Genomic DNA, 22811 nt, shown 5'->3' with positions numbered 1-22811 from the left:
CCTTTATCAAAGGGGTCGCGGGTGTTTCCCGGCATGCTGCCGACCTTTCATCTGAATAAGGATTAGGCCCATGCCCGCCACTCAAGCACCTGCGGTCAAGGCCGGTTTACCCCTGGGATTGATGCTGGCCGTACTGGCGATGATCGGTGTGCTGCTGTTGCCCCTGCCCGCCGACTTGCCGATAGCAGGGCAGCGCATGCTGGCGATCCTGGCGTTTGCCGTGGTGGTGTGGATCAGCGAGGCGGTGTCCTACGAGGCCAGCGCCATCATGATCACCGCCCTGATGGCGGTGCTGATCGGCACCGCCCCCACCCTGCAGGACCCCAGCCAGACCTACGGCAGTTCCGCCGCCATCACCCTGGCCCTGACCGGGTTTTCCAACTCGGCCCTGGCCCTGGTCACCGGCGCCTTGTTTATCGCCGCGGCCATGACCCACACCGGGCTCGACCGGCGCATCGCCCTCATCACCCTGAGCCGGGTCGGCACCAGCACCCGGCGCATCCTGATCGGCGCCATTGCCGTGACCATTCTCCTCAGCCTGCTGGTGCCCAGCGCCACGGCCCGCAGCGCCTGCGTGGTGCCGATCATGATGGGGGTGATTGCCGCCTTTGGCGTGGATAAGCGCTCGAACATCGCCGCCGGGCTGATGATTGTGGTGGCCCAGGGCACCAGCATCTGGAACGTCGGGATCCAGACTGCCGCCGCCCAGAACCTGCTGACCCTGGGCTTTATGGACAAGATGCTCGGCCAGCGCGTGTCCTGGATCGACTGGCTGATTGCCGGCGCGCCCTGGGCCCTGATCATGTCCGTGGTGCTGCTGTGGCTGGTGCTGAAGTTGCTGCCACCGGAAAGCGACAGCATCCCCGGCGGCAAGGAGGCGGTGGCCCAGTCCCTGGCGGAGCTGGGCCCCATGAGCGGTCCGCAGAAACGCTTGCTCAGCGTGTCGGTGCTGCTGCTTCTGGCCTGGGCCACGGAAGGCAAGTTGCACGCCTTCGACACCACCACGACCACTTACGCCGGGCTGGTAGTCCTGCTGTTGCCACGGATCGGCATCATGACCTGGAAGGACGTGCAGGCGCGGATTCCCTGGGGCACGGTGATTGTCTTCGGGGTTGGCATCAGCCTCGGTTCGGCCCTGCTGACCACCCACGCCGGGCAATGGCTGGGCGGCCAGGTGGTGGGGCGCACCGGGCTGGATCAGCTAGGGCCGCTGGCGGTGTTTGCCATCCTTGGGGGCTTCCTGATCCTGATTCACCTGGGGTTTGCCAGTGCCACGGCGTTGACCTCGGCGTTGCTGCCGATCCTCATGGCGGTCCTGCAAACCCTGCCCGGGGACTTCAGTCGCCTGGGCATGACCATGCTCCTGGGGTTTGCCGTGAGCTTCGGCTTTATCCTGCCGATCAACGCCCCACAGAACATGGTCTGCCTGGGCACTGAAACCTTCACCGCTCGGCAGTTCGCCCGGGTCGGGGTGATCGTGACCCTGGTGGGCTACCTGTTACTGCTGGTGTTCGCCGCCACCTACTGGAGCTGGCTGGGCTGGCTCTAGGCCGTCTTACAGGGGCTGGTACTGCAGGCTGAACGTCAGCTCGGTGCTTTGCCCCTGTTCCAACAGCCGCAGCCCCGGGTGCCCCGGCAGATGGTGGGCATTGACCGGGTGGCTGACCGGCTCGAAGCAGAAGAACGCTTTGCCCGGCGGGCAGTACAGCAGGAAGTAGTCGGCGCCGCTGGCCTGGCACAGCAACTGGTAGCCGGCGCTTGCTTCGATGATCCGGCACTGGCCGTCCCACTCGGTAAAACCGTTGTCCACCAGGGTTGGCGGCAGGTCGTTGGCCTGGCGGAAATTCCATGCTGGCGGCAATGCGCCCAGTTCGGTGGGCAGGCGCGTCTCGGCGCAATGCCAGACCTGCTCGGCATGGGCCTGCAAGCGGCTGTCGGCCCGCCGCGGGAAGTAAGGGTGCAGGCCCAGGCCATGCCAGGCCGGCGCCGAATCCAGGTGAGTGACCTGCAGTTCAATGCTCAGGCAACCGTCCTTCAACTGCACCCGTTGCCGGGCGCGGTAGGCGAAGGGGTAGTCGGCGTGCAGCTCCAGCAGCACGCTGTCGGCCTGCTGTTCCAGCACTTCCCAGGGTTGCTGCCAGGCGCTGCCGTGAATCGGCAGCGGGTCGCCGGGGTTGTTCGGCGTCAGGGCCAGCCAGCCTTCGGGGCACTGGAAGCCGCCCTGGGCGATGCGGTTGGACCAGGGGATCAAGCCATAGCAACCCAGCTTGCCCGGCAGGCCACTTTCAATGGCCGCCGCGTCGCTGTGGCGCAATAGCGGCAGGTCGCTGCCCAGCACGCTCCAGTTGACGATGGCGGCGCCTGTCTGGGGCGCCAGGGTCAGGCGGGTGAATGAGTCTTCGAGGGTCAGCAAGCGTGCAGGCATGCAACGGCACCAGGCAAGGGAAAGAGGGCCCGGGCCACCGCCTTGGCGGGGCCCGGGGTTTTCAGCGGTGCGCTCAGAGCACCAGGTTCGGCAACCACAGCGACAGCGCCGGAATGTAAGTCACGGCCATCAGCACCAGGAGCAGCACGGCGTAGAACGGCAGCAGGGCCTTGACCGTGCTTTCGATGCTGACCTTGCCCACTGCCGAGCCGACAAACAATACCGCGCCCACCGGCGGGGTAATCAAGCCGATCCCGAGGTTGACCAGCATGATCATGCCGAAATGCACCGGGTCCACGCCAATCCCCAGAATCACCGGCATCAGGATCGGCGTCAGGATCAGGATCAGCGGCGCCATGTCCATCACCGTGCCCAGCATCAGCAGCATGGCGTTGATGCACATCAGGATCACGTAACGGTTGTCCGACAGGGTCAGGAACATCGTGGTGATTTTCGACGGGATCTGCATCAGGGTCATGATGTAGCCGAAGCTGGCGGCGAAGCCGATCAGGATCATCACGATGGAAATGGTCCGCACCGTGCGGTGCATCAGCTTGGGCAGTTCACGCCACTTGTAGTCGCGGTAGATGAACATGGTGACGAAGAACGCCCAGAGCACGGCAATCGCCGCCGACTCGGTGGCGGTGAACACCCCGGACAGGATGCCGCCGAGGATGATCACCATGGCCATCAGGCCCCAGAGCGCTTCGCCACAGATTTTCAGCGCCTGTTTCAGGGGGATGGTTTCGCCCTTGGGGTAGTTGCGCTTTTTCGCGAAGATCAGGCACAGCACCATCAGGCAGGCGCTCATCAACAGGCCCGGAACGATGCCCGCCATAAACAGCGAGGCAATCGACACCGTGCCGCCGGCTGCCAGGGAGTAGAGCACCGAGTTATGGCTGGGCGGCGTCAGCAGCGCCTGCACCGAGCCGCTGACGGTCACTGCGGTGGAGAAGTCCCGGGGGTAGCCCTTGCGTTCCATTTCCGGAATCAGCACCGAGCCTACCGACGCGGTGTCGGCCACCGAGGAGCCGGAAATCGCCCCGAAAAACGTCGAGGCCATGATGTTGACCAGCGACAGGCCGCCGCGCACGAAGCCCACCAGCACCCCGGCGAAGGCCACCAGTCGGCGGGACATGCCGCCCTCGGCCATGATGGCCCCAGCCAGCACGAAGAATGGAATCGCCAGCAAGGAGAATTTGTTTACGCCGCCGGCCACCTGGATCATCAGGGCCTGGAACGGAATGTCGATCCACCAGGCGCCGATCAGCGCCGACAGGCCCAGGGCATAGGCCACCGGCATGCCAAGAAGGATCAAGGCGATAAAGCTGCCCAACAGAATCAGCGCATCCATTTACGCGGCCCCTTCGTTTTCTTCGACCAGGTCGAAACGCACCACGCGGCGCTGGCTCTGGTCGCCCAGCAAGAGTTTTTCCAGGACAAACACCAGGGTCACGGCGCCGCCCACGGGAATCGGCATGTAGGTGATGCCCACCCGTAACGTCGGCAGGGCGCTCATGAATTGGTTCCAGGTGGCCAGGCACAGCTTGGTGCCCCAGATCGTCATGAACAGGCAGATGGTCGCCATCAATAGTTGCGCCAGCAGCGCTGCAGCGGCCTTGGCCTTGGGCGGCAAGCGATCGGTGACCATGGCCACCGCCATGTGGGCGCCGGCGCGGTAGCTGGCGGCGGCGCCGATAAAGGTGAACACCATCATCAGCAGGATCGCCGTGGGCTCCGGCCAACTGGAGCCGGTGCCCAGCACGTAGCGGGCGAACACGCCCCAGGGGATGATCAGGGAGATGGCCAGGATCGACAGCCCGGCGACCCAGATGCAGGTCATGTACAGGCGGTCATTGAGGCTCAGCACGAGCTTCTTCATCGGGTTTCACCGTAACCGGGCCGAGCGCCCACGCCTGCGCGCGGTCGTTCGGCCGGGCCTGCTAGCGGAAAGAGAGGGGGTTATTCGACGGCTTCGATGCGGGTCATCAGCTCGGCGTACGGGGCACCGTACTTCTGGCGGATGCTGGCGGTGGCGTCATAGAAAGGCTTCTTGTCCACGGTGATGAACTCGACGCCGGCGGCCTTGAGCTTGGCCTCGCTGCTGGCGGACTTGATGTCCCACAGTTGACGCTCTTCCAGCTGGGCGGCCTGGGCGGCCTTTTTCACGAGGGCCTGTTGCTCGGGGGTGAGCTTGTTCCAGGTCAGCTTCGACATCACGATCGGTTCCGGCAGGATCAGGTGCCCGGTCAGGCTGTAGAACTTGGCGCTCTGGTAATGGTTGTGCTCAAGCAGGGTCGGCGGGTTGTTTTCCGCACCGTCGATGACCCCGGTCTGCAGGGCGCTGAAGATTTCCCCGGTGTCCATGGCGATGCCGTTACCGCCCATGGCGTTGATGGTCTCGATGAACATCGGGTTGCCCTGCACGCGGATTTTCATGCCCTTGAGGTCGGCCAGGGTGCGCACCGGTTTCTTGGTGTAGAGGTTGCGGGTGCCGCCGTCCATCCAGGCCAGGGCCACCAGGTTGAATTCGGAGTTGGTGATTTTATCGAGGATTTCCTGGCCGATTTCGCCGTCGATGACCTTGCGCATATGGGCTTGGTCACGGAACACGAACGGCATGTTGAACACGTTCACGTCTGGCACCACCGGGCCGATGATGCCCAGGCTGACCCGGGCCATCTGGATCGCCCCGACCTGAGCCTGTTCCACCACTTCCTTCTCTGAACCCAGCACGCCACCGGCGAACATTTTGAAGGTCAACTGGCCGTTGCTTTCCTTGACCAGGGTTTTACCCAGGTTCTCTTCCGCCACCACGGTGGGGTAACCGGCGGGGTGGATGTCGGCGAATTTGATTTCCAGGGCCTGGGTCAGGCTTGAAAAACCGATGGCCAGCGGCAGGGCAGCCAGCAGCAGGGTGCGTTTGAAGTGCATGGTGAGTCTCCGTGTTGTTGTTCTTATTCCATGAGCGCGTCATGTTGTAGGTTGTCGTATGACTGTGCGGAGTGTTGTGGTCCCTAGGGGGATTTGTCAACGTTCCCGGCTGAAAAAGATGTACCGAGGAGTAGGCTTTTTTACGGTTTTGTGCCGTGTTAAGTGCAGTTTTTAGACGATCAGTCCAGGCGGGGTGGTTCGATCCAACAGAGGGGAGTTTCTTGATGTTGTGTGATGACCTGGCGTTTGGTCGATGTCACTGGCCTGGCACCGAGGGCGCGCCGCTGCCACTGCCGGCACGCCTGTGTGTGCCGCCAGCGTGCCGGGGGCGAAGGATGAGGTGAAAAAAATCAGCCTCGCTTCATCCCTTGAAATACTATTTAGCGGTATCGCGCCGACAGCAGTGGTCGGCGCACCGCACAAGGTCAGGTAATGGATCACTACGCCCCGCGCCAGTGGCAGCCCCACGAAAAGCCCAGCTTGCCCGGTTCCCCGTCGACCCCTTTGCACCCCACCCACAAGCGCCTGGCCTTTGCCCTGGTAGGGCTGCTGGTGGCGCTCACTGGCGGCCTGGGCAACTCCTTGGTGATTGCCAACCTGCCTTACCTGCAAGGGGCGCTGGGGGCGACCACGGCGGAGATGGCCTGGTTGCCGGCGGCCTATGTGATGACCAACGTGTCGATGAACCTGCTGCTGGTGAAGTTTCGCCAGCAGTTCGGCCTGCGGGCCTTTACCGAAGTGTTCCTGGTGCTCTACGCCCTGGTGACCTTCGGCCATCTGTTCGTCAACGACCTCAATTCGGCGATTGCCGTGCGCGCCGCCCACGGCATGGTCGGCGCGGCCCTCAGCTCCCTGGGCCTGTACTACATGGTTCAGGCCTTTCCGGCGAAATGGCGGCTCAAGGCCCTGGTGCTGGGGCTGGGCACGTCCCAGTTGGCCTTGCCCCTGGCCCGGCTGTTCTCCGAAGACCTGTTGCAGATCGCCGAATGGCGCGGCCTGTACCTGTTCGAACTGGGCCTGGCGCTGACCTCCCTGGGCTGCGTGTTCATGCTCAAGCTGCCACCGGGGGACCGCTTCAAGACCTTCGAAAAACTCGACTTCCTGACCTTTGCCCTGTTGGCCAGCGGCGTGGCGCTGCTGTGTGCGGTGCTGTCCCTGGGGCGCATCGATTGGTGGCTGGAGGCGCCGTGGATCGGCCTGGCCTCGGCCGGCTCCATCGTGCTGATCATGGCCGGCTTGTGCATCGAACATAACCGCAGCAACCCGATGCTGATGACTCGCTGGCTGGGCAGCGGGGCGATCATCCGCCTGGCCCTGGCGGTGATCCTGATTCGCATGGTGCTGTCCGAACAGTCCACGGGCGCGGTGGGGTTTCTCCAGGCACTGAACATGAGCAGCGAGCAGATGCGCCTGCTCTATGGCGTGATGCTCCTGGGCAGCATCGCCGGGCTGGCCACCAGTGCCCTGACCATCAACCCGGCGCACCTGTTTATGCCGCTGATCATTTCCCTGGCGCTGATGGCCGTGGGCTCGGTGATGGATAGCTTTTCCAGCAACCTGACGCGCCCGGCCAACATGTACCTGAGCCAGTTCCTGCTGGCCTTCGGCGGCACGTTTTTCCTCGGCCCGACCATGGTCCTGGGCACCCGCAACGTGCTGACCAACCCGCGCAACCTGGTGAGTTTCTCGGTGCTGTTCGGCATCTGCCAGAACCTCGGCGGGCTGATCGGCGCGGCCTTGCTCGGGACCTTCCAGGTCATCCGCGAGAAGGTGCATTCCAGCCATATCGTCGAGCAATTGACCCTGCTCGACCCCCGGGTCCTGGCGCGGGTGCAGAGCGGCGGGTCAGCCTATGGTTCGCTGATCGCCGACCCGGACCTGCGCACCCTGCAGGGCATTCGCAGCCTGGCCACGGCCGCGACCCGGGAGGCCAACGTACTGGCCTATAACGACGTGTTCATGCTGATCGCGGTGATCGCCGTGCTGACCATGATCTGGATTTTCATTCGTAGCCTGTGGCTGCTGAGCACGACCCGAACGGTCGAGCCGGCGGCTGCGCCCACTCAACCCAGCGGTGCCCCTTCTTCATGAGCGAACCCACCACCACGACCACCCATGCCATTGCCGCCACCCCCGAGGGCACGGCGCCACCGTCCAGCCCGGCCACTGCGCCGCGCTCGCTGCGGGTGCGCCTGCTTTCGTCCCTGGGCTTTGCCGCGGTGGCCCTGGCCGGCGTGCTGATTGTCTTGTACGCCTGGCAGTTGCCGCCGTTCAGCAGCGCCATCGAAAGCACCGAGAACGCCCTGGTGCGCGGCCAAGTGACCATCATCGGCCCGCAGCTCAGCGGTTATGTGTTCGAGGTGCCGGTGCAGGACTTCCAGTTCGTCAAGGCGGGCGACCTGCTGGTGCGCCTCGACGACCGTATCTATCAGCAGCGCCTGGATCAGTCCCTGGCCCAATTGGCGGTGCAGAAGGCGGCGCTGGCCAATGTGCTGCAACAACGCAACAGCGCCGAAGCCACCATCAAGCTGCGCCAGGCCGCCCTGGCCGATAGCCAGGCCCAGGCGCGCAAGAGCGCGGCAGACCTGCGGCGCAATGAAGCCCTGGTCAGCGACGGTTCAGTGTCCCAGCGCGAGCTGGACGTGGCCCGCGCTGCCAACGCCCAGACCGTGGCGGCCGTGGCCCAGGCCCAGGCGTCCCTGGAAATCGCCCGGCAAGACCTGCAAACGGTGATCGTCAATCGCGGCTCCCTGGAAGCCGCCGTGGCCAATGCCGAGGCCGCGGTGCAACTGGCCCGCATCGACCTGTCCAACACCCGGATCCTGGCCCCACGGGATGGCCAACTGGGGCAGATCGGCGTGCGCCTGGGGGCCTATGTCAACTCCGGGGCGCAGTTGATGGCGCTGGTGCCTGACCAGCTGTGGGTGATCGCCAACATGAAGGAAACCCAGATGGACCAAGTGCGTATCGGCCAGCCGGTGAGCTTCACCGTGGACGCCTTGAACCACCGCCGATTCCATGGCCGGGTGCAGCGCATCTCACCGGCCACCGGCTCCGAATTCAGCCTGCTGCAAGCCGACAATGCCACCGGCAACTTCGTCAAGATCGCCCAGCGCGTGCCCGTGCGCATCAGCGTCGACCCCGACCAGGATGAAAGCCAACGCCTGCGCCCGGGCATGTCGGTGGTGGTGAGCATTGATACGGCGGGCCCAACCCCATAGCGCTGGCCGGCGCCTCGGAGGCCCAGGGCGGCCTCGATGGGGCACGTCGCGGCCGGCCTGTTTACGGCGACGGGGCCAGCAGGCCCATCAGCCGGCTGTCCCATTCCAGACAGCGAACATCGCGCCCGGCATCGTGGTAGTCGCGTTGCAGTTGTGACAGGTACTGCTTGCGGTACTCGCTGGGGGTCAGGGCGCAGTAGGTGCGAAAGGCCGCGATCAGTTGCTTGTGCTCGCTGAAGCCGCAGCTGTAGCTGATCTCGGTGATCGGCAGCGGCGTATGTTTCAGCAGGAAGCGCGCGCGGTTGATCCGTACCTGAGCCAGGTAATCCTTGAAATTGCAGCCGTTGACCTTTTTGAACAGCTTGGAAAAGTGGTGGTAGCTGAGGTGGGCCTGGGCGGCGACTTCCGCCAGGGGCAACTCCCGTTCGTAGTGGCAGTGGATGTAGTCAATACAGTGCTTGATCAGCTGTTGGTCCTTGCTGCGCAAGGGCTCCGGTGGCGGCTGGCGCGGTCCGGCGTTGGCCTGCTGCAGGCTGGACAGCAGCAGGTAGATCAGCGCGATCCGCCGAAACGGATCCCGGTCGGTGCCCTGCAGTTGCTGTTCCACCAGTTGCTTGAGGGCGGCTTTGATTTCCCGGTCGCGCGCGCTGTAGTGAAGGCTGTCGGCCACCTGATAGTGGATCAGCAGGGCGGGCTGCAAATCATTGAACAGGTGGGGCGAGAACTGCACCGTGAGCAGTTGGCTATCGGGCTCCAAGGCTTGCAACTCGTGGATGCGCTCCTGGTTGATGTACAGCATGCCGCCAGGGCCCAACTCCTGGCTGTGCTGGTCGAGGCGGATGGCAAACCGGCCCTGGAGCACATGGATCAGTTCAGCGGCGGCGTGCCAGTGGGCCTCGCAGCGCTGCACCTGGGCCGCGAACAGGTTGATCTGCTGCCGATCGAACTCCACCAGTTCATGGCCGGGCAGGGTCGGCATGGGGTTGCGAGTCAGGGCGAAGGGCAGCATTTCAGGCGTCTCCAGTCAGTGGCGTCGGCGTGCAGGCTTTACTGTGGCCCGGTGAGCATGGCCGAGCCACCCGCTGGTGCGCCTGCCTCGGCGTCCAGGGCGGCCGCCAGCTCCTCGCGGGAAATATCCAGTTCGAGCATTTCCGTGAGGGTGATCAGTAAACCGCAAAACAGCTCCGGGGCGATCTTGCGCAGTTTTTCCCTGGTATGTGCTTCCGGCATGCCGCTTTTGTCCGCGACCAGCTTCGCCACCCGTTCGAACAGCGGCGGGTTGTCCAGCAGTTGCACCAGGGAGCTGTGGAGGTTGACCGGTGGGTACAGCACCGGGGCCTGCACCTGGACCCTGGCCACGAGTTCGATGTGCCGCGAAGAACCCCCTACGCGCACCTGGTACTCGCCGCTGTCCACGACCCAGCGGGCGAAGGCGGGGTCGTAATAGGCGAAGTCCTGCCAATCCAGGTGCAGCTCGACGCAGCGACGTTGCCCAGGCTCCAGGGCCACCTTGGCAAAGGCCTTCAAGGCCTGGACCTCCCGGGGCAGGCGGCAGGCCGGCGGGGCCAGGTACAACTGCACCACCTCCTTGCCGAAACGTTCACCGCTGTTGCCCAGCTCCACGGTGACCGTCAGTGCTTGGCCGGGCTCCAGGGTGGCGCTGGAGGTGGCCAGCGAGTGGTACTCGAAATGGGTGTAGCTGAGGCCGAAGCCGAATGGGAACAAGGGCTCCAGGCGACGTTTATCGTAGTAGCGGTAGCCGACGAACAGCCCCTCGCTGTAGCGCTGTTGCAGGTTTTCCCCGGGGTAGGTGAGGAAGGCCGGGGTGTGTTCCAGGCAGTGGGGCACGCTGACGGTGAGTTTGCCGCTGGGGTTGACCAGCCCGAACAATGCCTGGGCCACGGCGCGGCCCATGCCCTGGCCGGCAAAGAAGGTTTCCAGCACGGCCTTGGCCTGATCCAGCCAGGGCATGACCACCGCATCGCTGTTGGCCAGGACCACAACCACATTGGGCTGGACCTTGGCCACCTGGATAATCAGTTGCTCGTGGCTGGGAAGAATATCGAGGTTCTGCCGGTCGCCGTTTTCACCGTCTTCACCAATCGCGGTGCTGACGAAGAGGATCGCCACATCGGCGGTTCGCGCGGTATCCAGGGCTTGCGCCATTGCCATGGGGTCGAGCTGATGGTCATCCGGGGTGCCCACGGCATAGCGGATATCGAAGGCTTCGGTCCCCAGTTCGAAGATCTCGTCCAGGGGCCGGTCCAGCAGGTAAGGCCGAGTGGTGGCGCAGCCCGAACCCTGGATCACCGGCGCCTGGGCCGGTTTGCCCAGCACGGCGATGCGTGGGGTTTTCCGTGGGCACAGGGGCAGCAGTTGATCCTGGTTTTTCAACAGCACCAGGGATTCCGCCGCCAGGCTCTGGGCCAGTTCGTGATGCTGATTGAAGTCGGCCCGGGTCTCGGGTTTGCGGCCGCGCCGAACCTTGTCGATCAGGGTCAGCATGCGCCGGCAGGCCAGGTCCAGGCACTCCGGGGGCACCCGGCCTTGCTCGATGGCGGCCAGCAGTTCGCGCTGGTCGCGCTGGCTTTGCGGCATGCCCAGGTCATTGCCCGCCAGCAGCGACGCCGGCCGGTCCTTGATGCCGTACCAGTCGGACATCACCAGCCCCGGGTACTGCCATTCGTCGCGCAGCACCTGGGTCAGCAGCCAGTGATGCTGGGAGGTCTGCACGCCGTTGAGGCGGTTGTAGGAAGACATCAGCGTCCAGGGCTGGGCGCGGTCGATGGCGCGCTTGTAGCCGGCCAGGTAGATCTCGCGCAGGGCGCGCTCGTCCACCACCGAGTCCATTTCCGTGCGCCGGTACTCGGAGTTGTTGCAGGCGAAATGCTTGAGGCTGGCACCCACGCCCTGGTCCTGCAGGCCGTTGATCAGGGCTCCGGCCAGCTCGCCACTGAGGATTGGGTCCTCGGAATAGTATTCGTAGCCGCGCCCGGCCAGGGGCGTGCGGCGGATATTGATCCCCGGCCCCAGCAGCAGGCCGACACCGAAGTGCTGGCATTCCACGCCCAGGGCCTGGCCCATGCGGTACACCAGGTCCAGGTCCCAGGAGCAGGCCAGGCTGGAACCGTTGGGAAAGCACGTAGCGGGTTTCGACGCGCTGAACAGCGCCTCGGAACCACTGGGCTGCGGGGTGTCGCCAGAGCTCTGGTTCACCACCTGGATAAAGTCCTCGAAGCTCCAGCTGGCACCGTCCTCGATCTGTTGGGTACTGTAGCGAACGCCGTAGGTGCCGTCGGTCATGATGAAGTCATCGATACCCAGGTGTTCCAACCGGGCGCTGCGCCACAAGCCTTGGCCACTGAGCAGCTTGACCTTGTCGGCGACGCTCATGCGGGCCAGCAACGGGGCGTGGGGATCGGTCATGGTGGGGAACTCCTTAGGGTCAGGGGGCTAGGGCCGTTTGCTTGCGTTGTTCAATACGCTGCAGCAGGTTGCGGTAGCTCTGTTCGTCCAGGGGGTAGAACAGCACGAAGACAAAACCCAGGGCGAACATCAGGGCGGGCACCAGGGTCATCATCAGGGTTATGGCGTTGATGGCCTGGGCATCCACCTGGGCCGCCGAGTAGCCCGACAGTTGCAGCAGCAGGCCAGCCAGGCCGCCGCCCAGTGCCATGGCGATCTTGGTCACGAAATTGAAAAAACCATAGATCGCGCCCTCGGCCCGGTGGCCGTTCTTCCATTCGGCGTATTCCACGGTGTCGGCAATCATCGACCACATGGCGACGAACCCGGCACCCAGGGTGATGCTGTACAGGCCGATGCAAACCATGGTCAGGGGCAGGTTGTGACTGGCGAAGATGTACTGGATCACCAGCCCGCCGATCCCCAGCAATAGCACGCCGAGGGTCATTTTCTTCTTGCCCAGCCTTGCAATGAGCGTCTGCGAAAGCACGGTGCCGAGGATGTAGGCAGCGGTCTGCAGGGCGAAGAACAGCGGGCTGAAACCCTCGTCGCCGATCACGTACTTGATGAAGTACACGGCGATGGCCATCCACAGGGTGTAGGCGATGTAGAAGAACAGGGTGAACAGCGACAGGTGGATCAGCGGCAGGTTATCGAACACCGCCCGCAGCATGTCGCGCAGCGAGGGTGAGGGCCTGTCCTGGCGTGTATCCACCCGTTCCCGGGTCATGCCGAAACAGGCGATCAGGCAGAAGGTCGCCAGCAGCGCGAATAGGCTGACGGCGAAGACGTAGCCATCCCTGGGTTCGGTAAACAACGCCACCAGGCGCTCGGCGCTGGTGGCCACGATCAGGTAGCCGATCACCGCCAGCACAAAGCGGTACACCGACAGCGAGGCCCGGGAGCCCTCGTGCTGGGTCATGCGGTTGGTGAGTGCCGAGTAGGGCGTGTTGACGGTGGTGTAGGCCAGGCAATAGAGGGTGTAGCTGATCAGTGCGTAGGTGAATTTGAGCTCGATGTTCCAGGCGCTGAAACACAGGATGCTCAAGCCGGCCAGGGGCAGGGCGCCATACAACAGGTAGGGGCGCAGTTTGCCGTGGCGACTGTGGGTGCGGTCCACGGCATAGCCGACAAGGATGTTGAACAGGGCGTCGATCACCCGGGCGATGACGAAGATCAGGCTGGCCTCGGCGGCGGACAGTCCATAGATGTCGGTGTAGAAATACAACAGGAACAGCGAGACGAAACCGAAGGACAGGTTGCAGGCCAGATCACCCAGGCCGTAGCCGATCTTCTCTTTGGCACCCAGGACCACATAGCTCTCGGTGATCCTGGCGGTTGGCGTAGTCATTATTGTTGTCCGCAGCAAGAGGAACGCTGATTCTAAGAACTCCGGTTGTGGGCGACTTGTCGTTATTTGTGCGAATGCTGGGGCATTTTTGTGTCGCTGCCGAAGGGGGCGAGCCACGCCCCAGGCCCGGGCTTCAGGAGGTTGCCAGGCGCATGTGGATGACTGGAAATGGCCGGCCTTCGCCGTCGGTTTCCGAGCGTGCGTACTCGACGAAGCCGTAGTGACGGTAGAAACCATGGGCCCTGGGGTTCTGTTGGTTAACGTCGACGCTCAGGTGCTCGTGCAGGGTTTTGACATGGTCCAGTAACTGGCGGCCGATGCCCTGGCCGAGTTGGGCCGGTTCGACAAAGAGCATTTCAACCTTGTCGGCGGCCCGGGCGATAAAGCCGCCGGGGCGGCCATCGGGATTGTCCAGCACCCACACTTCCAGGCCCGGCAGGTAGGCATCGCGCACCAGGGGGTAAAGCAACTGGATGTCCGCTTCGTCTAGAAAGTCATGCGTGGCGCGCACCGAGCGCAGCCACAGCGCGGCCAGAGGCACATCGTCACTGGGGCGGCGGAGGCGAATGGGCATGGGCAGGTTCCATCGGGTCAGGGCAGGAGGGCGGCTTCGCTTGAGGCGGCCCAAGTGCGTGCGGGTGAATGCTACCCCCGGCGTTATCACCGGGGAAGGCATGTTCAGGAAGTTTCGTAGTTGTATGAGGCTGGATGCTAGTCTTGCCTAACGCTGTTGCCAGGGAGCCCATATGGGCAATCACAAGATCGAGATTCGTCGCAGTAACGTTGAAAAAATCCTCCTCGGCGCCGAGAAAGTCTTCGCCGAAAAAGGCTATGCCGGCACGCCATGGCCGATATCGCCGAACAGGTCCAACTGCCGCGTTCCAACCTGCATTACTACTTCAGCACCAAGAGCGAGCTGTACAGCGCGGTGCTGTTCGATCTGCTGGAAGTGTGGAAACAGGACGCGTTGTGCTTCGAGATGTTCGATGACCCACGGGTGGTCCTCAGCAGCTACATCCGCGCCAAGATGAACCACTCCCGCAGTCGGCCTTACGGTTCGAAAGTCTGGGCCAACGAAATCATCCACGGCGCGCCAACCCTGGGCGAAGCGCTGGATGCCAGCCTGTATGACTGGGCCAAGATGAAAGAGGCGAAGATCCGGCAGTGGGTGGAGGACAAGCGCATCCTGCCGGTGGAGCCGTCGAGCCTGCTGTACATGATCTGGGCCTCGACCCAGCACTACGCCGACTTCGATCATCAGGTGATGATCCTCAACGACCACCAAGCGCTGTCGGACATGCAGTTCGAACGGGCGGTGCAGACCGTCACCAGCGTCATCCTGCGGGGCATCGGCCTCGAGCCTTAGAGGCAGCGGCAAGTTGCAAGCGACAAGCTGCAAGTGAGCTCCAGGCTTGCCGCTTGCCGCTTGTAGCTGCTCTTACTACTTACCGCTTGCAGCTGCTTCCCTGTAAGGATTGCGCGGGTCGTGCAGCCAGTCGAGGAAGGGCTTGCCCGTGTCCTGGGGCACCATCTCGATGCAGTCCTGCACGGGGCAGGTGATCTGGCACAGGTTGCAGCCCACGCACTCATCGTCGATCACTTCATAGTGATGGGTGCCGTCCGCCTGCTTGAGGCTGGCAATCGCCTGGTGCGAGGTGTCTTCGCAGGCGATGTGGCAGCGGCCGCAGCCGATGCAGGCATCCTGGTCGATCTTGGCGATGACCTGGTAGTTGATGTCCAGGTACTTCCAGTCGGTGGTGTTGCCCACCGCGCGCCCGGAGAAGTCTTGCAGGCTGTGGTAGCCCTGGCTGTCCATCCACCGCGACAAGCCGTCCTTCATCTCTTCGACGATGCGAAAACCATGGAGCATCGCCGCCGTGCACACCTGCACCGCGCCGCAGCCCAGGGCCACGAATTCCGCTGCGTCCCGCCAGCTACCGATGCCGCCGATGCCGCAGATCGGCAGGCCGTGGGTCTGCGGATCGCGGGCAATTTCCGCGACCATGTTCAGGGCAATCGGCTTGACCGCCGAGCCGCAATAACCGCCGTGGGTGCTCTGGCTGCCGACCATCGGGTGGGCCACCATGCGCTCCAGGTCGACGCTGGTGATGGAGTTGATGGTGTTGATCAGCGACACCGCGTCCGCCCCGCCGCGATGGGCGGCGCGGGCGGCGGTGCGGATGTCGGTGATGTTCGGCGTGAGCTTGACGATCACCGGCAGCGAGCAATAAGTCTTGCACCAGCGAGTCACCTGCTCCACGTATTCCGGCACCTGGCCCACCGCCGCGCCCATGCCCCGTTCCGGCATGCCATGGGGGCAACCGAAGTTCAGTTCGATGCCATCGCAGCCGGTGGCTTCCACCAGGGGCAGGATGGTTTTCCAGGATTCTTCGACGCACGGCACCATTAACGAAACGATCAAGGCGCGATCCGGCCAGTCCTTTTTCACCTGGGTGATTTCCCGCAGGTTGATCTCTAGGGAACGGTCAGTGATCAGCTCGATATTGTTGATACCCATGACCTCGCGGTTGGGCCCGAAGTGCGCCGAGTAACGGGATGAAACGTTGACGGCCGCCGGGTCCTCACCCAGGGTTTTCCAGACCACGCCACCCCAGCCCGCCTCGAACGCACGGACCACGTTGTAGGCCTTGTCGGTGGGCGGCGCGGAGGCCAGCCAGAACGGGTTGGGGGCTTTGATACCGGCGAAGACAATCGAGAGATCGGCCATTTACGCAGCCTCCACATTGAGCATGAGTTGGGCATGCATGGCTTCTGCGGCCAGCTTGCCGTGTTGCACCGCCTGCACGGTGAGGTCCTGGCCGAGGCTGACGCAGTCGCCGCCGGCGTACACCCCGGGCAGGCTGGTGCGCAGTTGCTCGTCGACCTGGATGCGCTCGCCGGCGCGTTTCAACTCCCGCGCCAAGGGGTCGCTCAAGGCCGCGCCGTCGAAGCCCTGGCCGATGGCCTTGAAGATGGCGTCGGCTGCCAGTTCGAAGGTTTCCCCGGTGGTCTGCAGGCGGCCCTCGGTGAGGCGGGTACGGGCAAAGCGCATGCCGCGCACCTGGCCCTGGTCGTTGAGCAACACCTCCTCGGGGGCGGCCCAGGTCAGTAGTCGCACCTGATTGGCCTTGGCAATGTCTTGCTCATGTTCGGTGGCGCCCATTTCTTCGAGGCCACGGCGATACACCAGGTTCACGTCGCGGGCGCCGAGGCGGGCCATTTGCACGGCCATGTCGATGGCGGTGTTGCCGGCGCCCAAGACGATGCAGCGGTCGGCCAGGGGCAGTTGGCTGAGGTCGTCGGCCTGGCGCAGTTCACGGATGTAGTCGGTGGCGGCCAGCAGGCCGGGGACGTCCTCGTGGGCCAGGCCCAACTGCTTGCTGGCGGCCAGGCCGAGGCCGAGGAACACCGCGTCGAATTGCTGGTGCAGGTCGGTCAGGGTCAGGTTGTCGCCGAGCTTCTGGCCATGGCGGATTTCGATGCCGCCGATCTGCAGCAAAAACTCCAGCTCCCTCTGGGCGAAATCATCCACCAGCTTGTATTTGGCGATCCCGTATTCATTCAGGCCGCCGGCTTTTTCCCGGGCCTCGAAAATCACCACGTCGTGGCCGTGCAACGCACAACGATGGGCGCAGGACAGCCCGGCCGGGCCGGCCCCGACCACGGCGATCCGCTTGCCGGTGGCCGCCGCACGCTGGAACGGGTGCTGGCTGAAGTGCGCGTTGTCCACGGCGTAGCGTTGCAGCAGGCCGATCAGCACCGGGGCGCATTCCTCGGCGTTGTTTCTGACGCAGGCTTGCTGGCACAGAATCTCGGTCGGGCAGACCCTGGCGCAACTGCCGCCGAGGATGTTGGCCGAGAGAATTTTCTGCGCCGCGCCCTGCACGTTGTCGGTGTGGATATTGCGGATAAACGACGGAATGTCGATGTCGCTGGGGCACGCATTGACGCACGGTGCGTCGTAGCAATACAGGCAGCGCGAGGCTTCCAGGTGCGCCTGGCGGGCGTTGAGCGCGGGGGCCAGGTCGGTGAAATGGCCAGCGAGGGTGGCCCCGTCCTGAGAGGGATGGGGCAAATGGTTCAGGGTCTTGATCACGGTTCAGGCCTCACGGTTTTTTATCGGCTGCCTCTGACGGGCATCTGCTTGGCGTTACACACAACATCGCTTTAGGTAGGAGCCGGCTTGCCGGCGAAGGGCCCTTGAGCAATGCGCTGTGTTTGGGGGGCGCTATCGCTGGCAAGCCAGCTCCTACATAAGCCAGCGCCTACACAAGGATCAGCGTTTGACGGCGGTCGGTTTGTGCAGCTCGGCGCGTTTGCTCAGCAGGTCGAACACGGCCGGGTAGGCCGGGCGTTCGATGTAGCGCCCGGCACCGCGTTCGGCCCGCAGGTCGCCGTCGGCCCAGACCAGCTTGCCCTGGCTGATGGTGTGGCTGGGCACGCCGCGTACGGTCTTGCCTTCGAAGATGTTGAAGTCCACCTGCTGGTGGTGGGTCTTGGCGGAAATGGTCCGCGTGCCTTGCGGGTCCCAGAGCACCAGGTCGGCGTCGGCGCCCACGCGGATCGCGCCCTTGCGCGGGTAGAGGTTGAAGATCTTCGCGGTGTTGGTGGAGGTCAGGGCGACGAACTCCTGCATCGACAGGCGCCCGCTGTTCACCCCTTCATCCCAGAGCACCGCCATGCGGTCTTCGATACCGGCGGTGCCGTTGGGGATCTTGCTGAAGTCCTCACGGCCCGCGGCTTTCTGCTCGGCGCAGAAGCAGCAGTGGTCGGTGGCAGTGGTGTGCAGGTTGCCCGATTGCAGGCCGTGCCACAGCGCTTCCTGGTGGCCACGGGGGCGGAAGGGCGGGCTCATCACGTAACCGGCAGCGGTCTGCCAGTCCGGGTCGCGGTACACGCTGTCGTCCAGCAGCAGGTGCCCGGCCAGCACTTCACCGTAGACCGGCTGGCCTTTGCTGCGGGCGTAGGTGATTTCGTCCAGCGCCTCTTTGGTCGAGACGTGCACCAGGTACAGCGGCGTACCCAGGGTTTCGGCAATGCGGATGGCTCGGCTGGCGGCTTCGCCTTCGACCTGGGACGGACGCGACAGCGGGTGGGCTTCCGGCCCGGTGATGCCCTGGGCCAGCAACTTGCGCTGCAGGTGGTAGACCAACTCGCCGTTCTCCGCGTGCACCGTAGGCACGGCGCCCAGTTCCAGGCAACGCTCGAAGCTCGCCACCAGGGTGTCGTCGGCGGCCATGATGGCGTTCTTGTAAGCCATGAAGTGCTTGAAGCTGTTGATCCCGTGCTGGCTCACCAGCTCAGCCATTTCCTCGCGGACCTGCTCGCTCCACCAGGTGATTGCGACATGAAAGCCGTAGTCGCTGGCGGATTTTTCGGCCCAGCCGCGCCACTGGTGAAAGGCCTCCAGCAACGACTGCTGCGGGTTGGGAATCACGAAGTCGATGATCGAGGTGGTGCCACCGGCAAGGCCCGCGGCGGTGCCGCTGAAAAAGTCCTCACTGGCCACGGTGCCCATAAACGGCAGTTGCATGTGGGTGTGGGGGTCGATGCCACCGGGCATCAAGTATTGGCCGCTGCCGTCGAGCACTTCGCATGCGGAGGGAATGTCCAGGTCGGTACCGATGGCCTGGATCACACCATTGGCGCACAAGACATCGGCTTTATAACTTTCATCATGGGTAATAACGGTGGCGCCACGGATCAACAAAGACATGCCGAGTTCCTCGCAGGCTTGACCGGCTTATGCCGGTTCTAAGTGTTTTGTAATGAGCATGCTGAGGGATTTTTTATTCCTGTCAGCGGTGTCAGGAATAAAAACTAGTCGCTGTTGTAAGAATGAGCAAGATTATTTTTCATAAGCTTATATCGTTATTAAGTTATTGAAAAATAACGATAAAAATACAAAATCCGCAAAATGGTGCAGCCCTTCACCATTTTGACGCACTTGACAGGATCCAAATATGGTCAAGATTTCCTATGTGAAATCAGCTGCTTGAGGGGTGCTTGCCGCCTATAGGAAAGTGTTGAAAAAAATACCTGTGCACCAGATTGAGTCCTGACTGAACGGACAACTTGCCTTGCATTCGGCCTGAGTGGAGAGGCAACTAACCGACGGCTGCTTAGTTGCACGGATAAAACTGATTAACATCAGTTGTTTACATGGATTTCAGTGATTCGGCAGAACCGTCAATGGGCAACCCGGCACGTTTATTGAGTGCCGCCGCTGACAGGTTGGCCGGTGGCTGAAAGTCGTAAGTTCTCCGGCCATCGTCCGGCTCGCGGTCCCCCCGCCAGCCGCCTGATGAGCAAAATAATCAAAAGAACAGTGGAGCGGCCATGCAACAGAACAGATCTCAAGTGACCGAGCGCGACGGCCTGTACGAGCTGGACGCCGGCAGTGATGTACTCGACAGCCCCCGTTACAACCACGACATCGCCCCGACCAAGGTCGCGGAACGCACCTGGAACAAATGGCACATCACCGCATTGTGGGTCGGCATGTCGATCTGCGTGCCCACTTACACCCTGGGCGGGGTGCTCACCGCCTACTTCGGGCTGTCGGTGGGGGAGGCGCTGCTGGCGATCCTCCTGGCCAACGTCGTGGTCCTGATCCCCCTGACCCTCAACGCCTTTCCCGGGACCAAGTACGGCATTCCGTTCCCGGTGCTGCTGCGTTCGTCGTTCGGCATCATCGGCTCCAACGTGCCGTGCCTGATCCGCGCCCTGGTGGCCTGTGGCTGGTTCGGCATCCAGACGATGTTCGGCGGCCTGGCCATCCACCTGTTCCTCGGCTCGGTCTTCGAAGGCTGGAAGGCCCTGGGCGGTACCGGCGAGGTGATCGGCTTCATGATCTTCTGGGCCCTCAACCTGTGGGTGGTGCTGCGCGGCGCCGAGTCGATCAAATGGCTGGAAACCCTGTCTGCACCCTTGTTGGTCCTGGTGGGCGCGGGGCTGCTGGTGTGGGCCTTGCCGAATGTCTCGCTGACCGAGCTGCTGGCCCAGCCGCCCAAGCGTCCTGAAGGCGCCAGCGTCACCGGTTACTTCATGGCTGGGCTCACGGCGATGGTGGGTTTCTGGGCCACCTTGTCGCTGAACATTCCCGACTTCAGCCGCTACGCGAAAAGCCAGAAGGCGCAAATTCTCGGGCAGATCTACGGCTTGCCCCTGACCATGTTCCTGTTCGCATCCCTCGGCGTAGTGCTGACCGCCGCCTCGGCCAAGCTGGTGGGGGTGACCGTCTCCGACCCGGTGAGCCTGATCGGGCATATCCAGAGCCCGGGCTGGGTGGCCGTGGCCATGGCGCTGATCATCATCGCCACCCTGTCGACCAACACCGCCGCCAATATCGTTTCGCCCACCAATGACTTCCAGAACCTGGCACCGAAGCTGATCGGGCGCACCAAGGCGGTGATCCTCACCGGCCTGGTGGGCCTGGCGCTGATGGCCCACGAACTGCTGAAAAAGCTCGGCCTGCTGGTCTCCGACGTGAGCCTGGAGACGGTCTATTCCAACTGGCTGCTGGGCTATTCGAGCCTTCTGGGGCCGATCGCCGGGATCATGGTGGTGGACTATTTCATCATCAAGAAACAGCAACTGGACCTGCCCGGGCTGTACCGCGACGACGTCTACCCGGCGTGGAACTGGAACGGCTTTATCGCCTTCGGTGTGCCGGTGGTGCTGACCCTGCTGTCCCTGGGCAGCGACCTGTTCAGTTGGTTCTACAGCTACGGCTGGTTCACCGGTTCGGCCCTGGGCGGCTTGCTCTACTACGGCCTGTGCAGCCTGCGCAGCCCACAGACTGTGGCCGTCAAAACCCCGGTATGAACCCAGCCGCCACTCGTGCAGGCCCGCTGTGATGTTCAGCATCACGGCGGGCACGGGGCGCGGAGCTCGGGAACCAGAAGCCGGGGCGTCGCTGGTTTTCACGCTCGGCGTGGGAATGCCCCCGCGACGCTCCGCGTCACCGCAGAGCAGGACCAGAAAGCAATGAACACCCAGGCGCAGCCTGGGAACGATCAGAAAAAAAGCCTGAGGAGATCACCATGAACGCTGCCGTAGAGGTTCTGCAATCCAGCCATCAGCACATCAACCGCGACCGCCTGTGGCAGTCGCTCATGGAACTGGCCCAGCTCGGCGCCACGGTCAAGGGCGGGGTCTGTCGCCTGGCCCTGACCGACCTCGATCGCCAAGCCCGGGACCTGTTCGTGCAATGGTGCGAGGACGCCGGGTGCACCGTGACCGTGGACGGCATCGGCAATATTTTCGCCCGGCGCCCCGGACGCAACCCGCAACTGCCGCCGGTGATGACCGGCAGCCATATCGACACCCAGCCCACCGGCGGCAAGTTCGACGGCTGCTTTGGCGTGCTGGCCGGGGTGGAAGTCATGCGTACCCTCAACGACCTCAAGCTGGAAACCGAGGCGCCCCTGGAAGTGGTGGTCTGGACCAACGAAGAAGGCTCGCGCTTTCCGCCGTGCATGATGGGTTCCGGGGTCTTTGCCGAGAAGTTCACCCTGGAAGACACCCTGGCCAAGACCGATGCCGACGGCGTGACCGTGGGCGATGCGCTCAATGCCATTGGCTACGCGGGTACGCGCAACGTCAGCGGGCACGCGGTGGGGGCGTATTTCGAAGCGCATATCGAGCAGGGGCCGATCCTCGAGGATGAGCGCAAGACCATTGGCATTGTCCTCGGCGCCCTCGGCCAGAAGTGGTTCGACCTCAAGCTGCGCGGCGTCGAAGCCCATGCCGGACCGACCCCGATGCACCTGCGCAAGGACGCCCTGGTGGGGGCCGCGGCGGTGGTGGCGGCGGTCAACCGCGCCGCCCTCGGCCATCAACCCCACGCCTGCGGCACCGTGGGTTGCCTGCAAGCCTACCCAGGCTCGCGCAACGTGATCCCCGGTGAAGTGCGCATGACCCTGGACTTCCGCCACCTGGAGCCGGCCCGCCTGGATTCGATGATTGCCGAGGTGCGCCAGGTGATCGACAGCACCTGCGAAGAACACGGCCTGAGTTTCGAACTGACGCCGACGGCCGACTTCCCGCCGCTGTACTTCGACCCGGTGTGCGTCGAGGCCGTGCGCGGGGCGGCGCAAGGCCTGGGCCTGTCCCACATGGACATCGTCAGCGGCGCTGGCCACGACGCGATCTTCCTCGCGGAACTGGGCCCGGCGGGCATGATCTTCGTGCCGTGCGAAGGCGGCATCAGCCACAACGAAATCGAAAACGCCGACCCCGACGACCTGGCGGCCGGCTGCGCGGTGCTGCTGCGCGCCATGCTCGCCGCCTCCCAGGCCATCGCCCAGCGCTGAACCGTAGGAGCCGGCTTGCCGGCGAAGAGGCCCGCCAGGCATGCACCGCCCAGGCCGACGCCTTCGCTGGCAAGCCAGCTCCTACCGGGGGCCTGGGG

The 22811-nt window shown here is 63.7% G+C and carries 16 protein-coding genes and 1 pseudogene; 6 read left to right on the top strand and 11 right to left on the bottom strand.

Translation table 11 applies throughout. The features are described 5' to 3' along the window. Positions 1-70: 70 nt before the first annotated feature. Entirely contained in the window at positions 71-1549 is a 1479-nt protein-coding gene (locus M1B35_RS13240) for a DASS family sodium-coupled anion symporter (protein ID WP_123331981.1), read from the top strand. A gap of 6 nt (positions 1550-1555) precedes the next feature. Here the strand turns inward: M1B35_RS13240 and M1B35_RS13235 are convergent, their stop codons facing one another. The 4 genes from M1B35_RS13235 to M1B35_RS13220 form a co-directional block, all read right to left on the bottom strand. Then, positions 1556-2425: an aldose 1-epimerase gene (locus M1B35_RS13235; protein WP_268262149.1), complete on the bottom strand. Its 870-nt coding sequence runs from the start codon at positions 2423-2425 to the stop codon at positions 1556-1558. 73 nt (positions 2426-2498) lie between these two features. Then, entirely contained in the window at positions 2499-3779 is a 1281-nt protein-coding gene (locus M1B35_RS13230; protein ID WP_268262148.1) for a TRAP transporter large permease, read from the bottom strand. Beyond that, a complete protein-coding gene (locus M1B35_RS13225; RefSeq protein ID WP_123331987.1) occupies positions 3780-4307 on the bottom strand; it encodes a TRAP transporter small permease in 528 nt (175 codons plus the stop codon). Between the two features lie 80 nt (positions 4308-4387). Continuing rightward, positions 4388-5359, bottom strand: coding sequence for a TRAP transporter substrate-binding protein (locus M1B35_RS13220; protein WP_268262147.1), 972 nt, complete (start codon positions 5357-5359; stop codon positions 4388-4390). 432 nt (positions 5360-5791) lie between these two features. On the opposite strand from M1B35_RS13220, the gene M1B35_RS13215 reads away from it, so the two are divergent. Together M1B35_RS13215 and M1B35_RS13210 are read left to right on the top strand one after the other, a co-directional pair. Then, positions 5792-7450 carry an MFS transporter gene (locus tag M1B35_RS13215; protein ID WP_123331991.1) on the top strand — a complete coding sequence of 553 codons (1659 nt, stop codon included), beginning with the start codon at positions 5792-5794 and terminating at the stop codon, positions 7448-7450. Beyond that, positions 7447-8580, top strand: coding sequence for an HlyD family secretion protein (locus M1B35_RS13210; protein ID WP_268262146.1), 1134 nt, complete (start codon positions 7447-7449; stop codon positions 8578-8580). The genes M1B35_RS13215 and M1B35_RS13210 overlap by 4 nt, the downstream gene beginning before the upstream one ends. A gap of 61 nt (positions 8581-8641) precedes the next feature. Here the strand turns inward: M1B35_RS13210 and M1B35_RS13205 are convergent, their stop codons facing one another. The 4 genes from M1B35_RS13205 to M1B35_RS13190 form a co-directional block, all read right to left on the bottom strand. Beyond that, positions 8642-9589, bottom strand: coding sequence for a helix-turn-helix transcriptional regulator (locus M1B35_RS13205; protein WP_268262145.1), 948 nt, complete (start codon positions 9587-9589; stop codon positions 8642-8644). Between the two features lie 38 nt (positions 9590-9627). Further along, positions 9628-12006 (bottom strand): glycoside hydrolase family 3 C-terminal domain-containing protein, encoded by a 2379-nt coding sequence (locus M1B35_RS13200; protein WP_268262144.1) that lies wholly within the window; start codon positions 12004-12006, stop codon positions 9628-9630. Positions 12007-12025: 19 nt separating this feature from the next. Further along, on the bottom strand, positions 12026-13396 hold the full coding sequence (locus M1B35_RS13195; protein ID WP_268262143.1) for an MFS transporter: 1371 nt from the start codon (positions 13394-13396) through the stop codon (positions 12026-12028). A gap of 133 nt (positions 13397-13529) precedes the next feature. Next, positions 13530-13970 carry a GNAT family N-acetyltransferase gene (locus M1B35_RS13190; RefSeq protein ID WP_268262142.1) on the bottom strand — a complete coding sequence of 147 codons (441 nt, stop codon included), beginning with the start codon at positions 13968-13970 and terminating at the stop codon, positions 13530-13532. 172 nt (positions 13971-14142) lie between these two features. Between M1B35_RS13190 and M1B35_RS13185 the strand changes: the two are divergent. After that, a pseudogene (locus tag M1B35_RS13185) lies at positions 14143-14762 on the top strand (TetR/AcrR family transcriptional regulator). A 75-nt stretch (positions 14763-14837) separates the two neighbouring features. Here the strand turns inward: M1B35_RS13185 and preA are convergent. From preA to hydA, 3 genes are all read right to left on the bottom strand, one after another. Then, entirely contained in the window at positions 14838-16124 is a 1287-nt protein-coding gene (gene preA, locus M1B35_RS13180) for an NAD-dependent dihydropyrimidine dehydrogenase subunit PreA (RefSeq protein WP_123332005.1), read from the bottom strand. Further along, entirely contained in the window at positions 16125-17492 is a 1368-nt protein-coding gene (locus M1B35_RS13175) for an NAD(P)-dependent oxidoreductase (protein ID WP_268262141.1), read from the bottom strand. A 180-nt stretch (positions 17493-17672) separates the two neighbouring features. Beyond that, positions 17673-19112, bottom strand: coding sequence for a dihydropyrimidinase (gene hydA, locus M1B35_RS13170; protein ID WP_268262140.1), 1440 nt, complete (start codon positions 19110-19112; stop codon positions 17673-17675). A 623-nt stretch (positions 19113-19735) separates the two neighbouring features. Between hydA and M1B35_RS13165 the strand changes: the two genes are divergently transcribed. Both M1B35_RS13165 and M1B35_RS13160 read left to right on the top strand, forming a co-directional pair. Next, positions 19736-21223 carry an NCS1 family nucleobase:cation symporter-1 gene (locus M1B35_RS13165; RefSeq protein WP_268262139.1) on the top strand — a complete coding sequence of 496 codons (1488 nt, stop codon included), beginning with the start codon at positions 19736-19738 and terminating at the stop codon, positions 21221-21223. A gap of 218 nt (positions 21224-21441) precedes the next feature. Continuing rightward, the gene (locus M1B35_RS13160; protein ID WP_268262138.1) at positions 21442-22713 is read left to right on the top strand and encodes a Zn-dependent hydrolase; all 1272 of its coding nucleotides are present in this window, start codon (positions 21442-21444) and stop codon (positions 22711-22713) included. Positions 22714-22811: the final 98 nt, after the last annotated feature.

The sequence above is a fragment of the Pseudomonas morbosilactucae genome (genome assembly GCF_023241665.1).
GTDB lineage: Bacteria > Pseudomonadota > Gammaproteobacteria > Pseudomonadales > Pseudomonadaceae > Aquipseudomonas > Aquipseudomonas morbosilactucae.
Note: the sequence above shows the minus strand (reverse complement) of the source record. Positions and strands in the feature narration are given on the sequence as shown.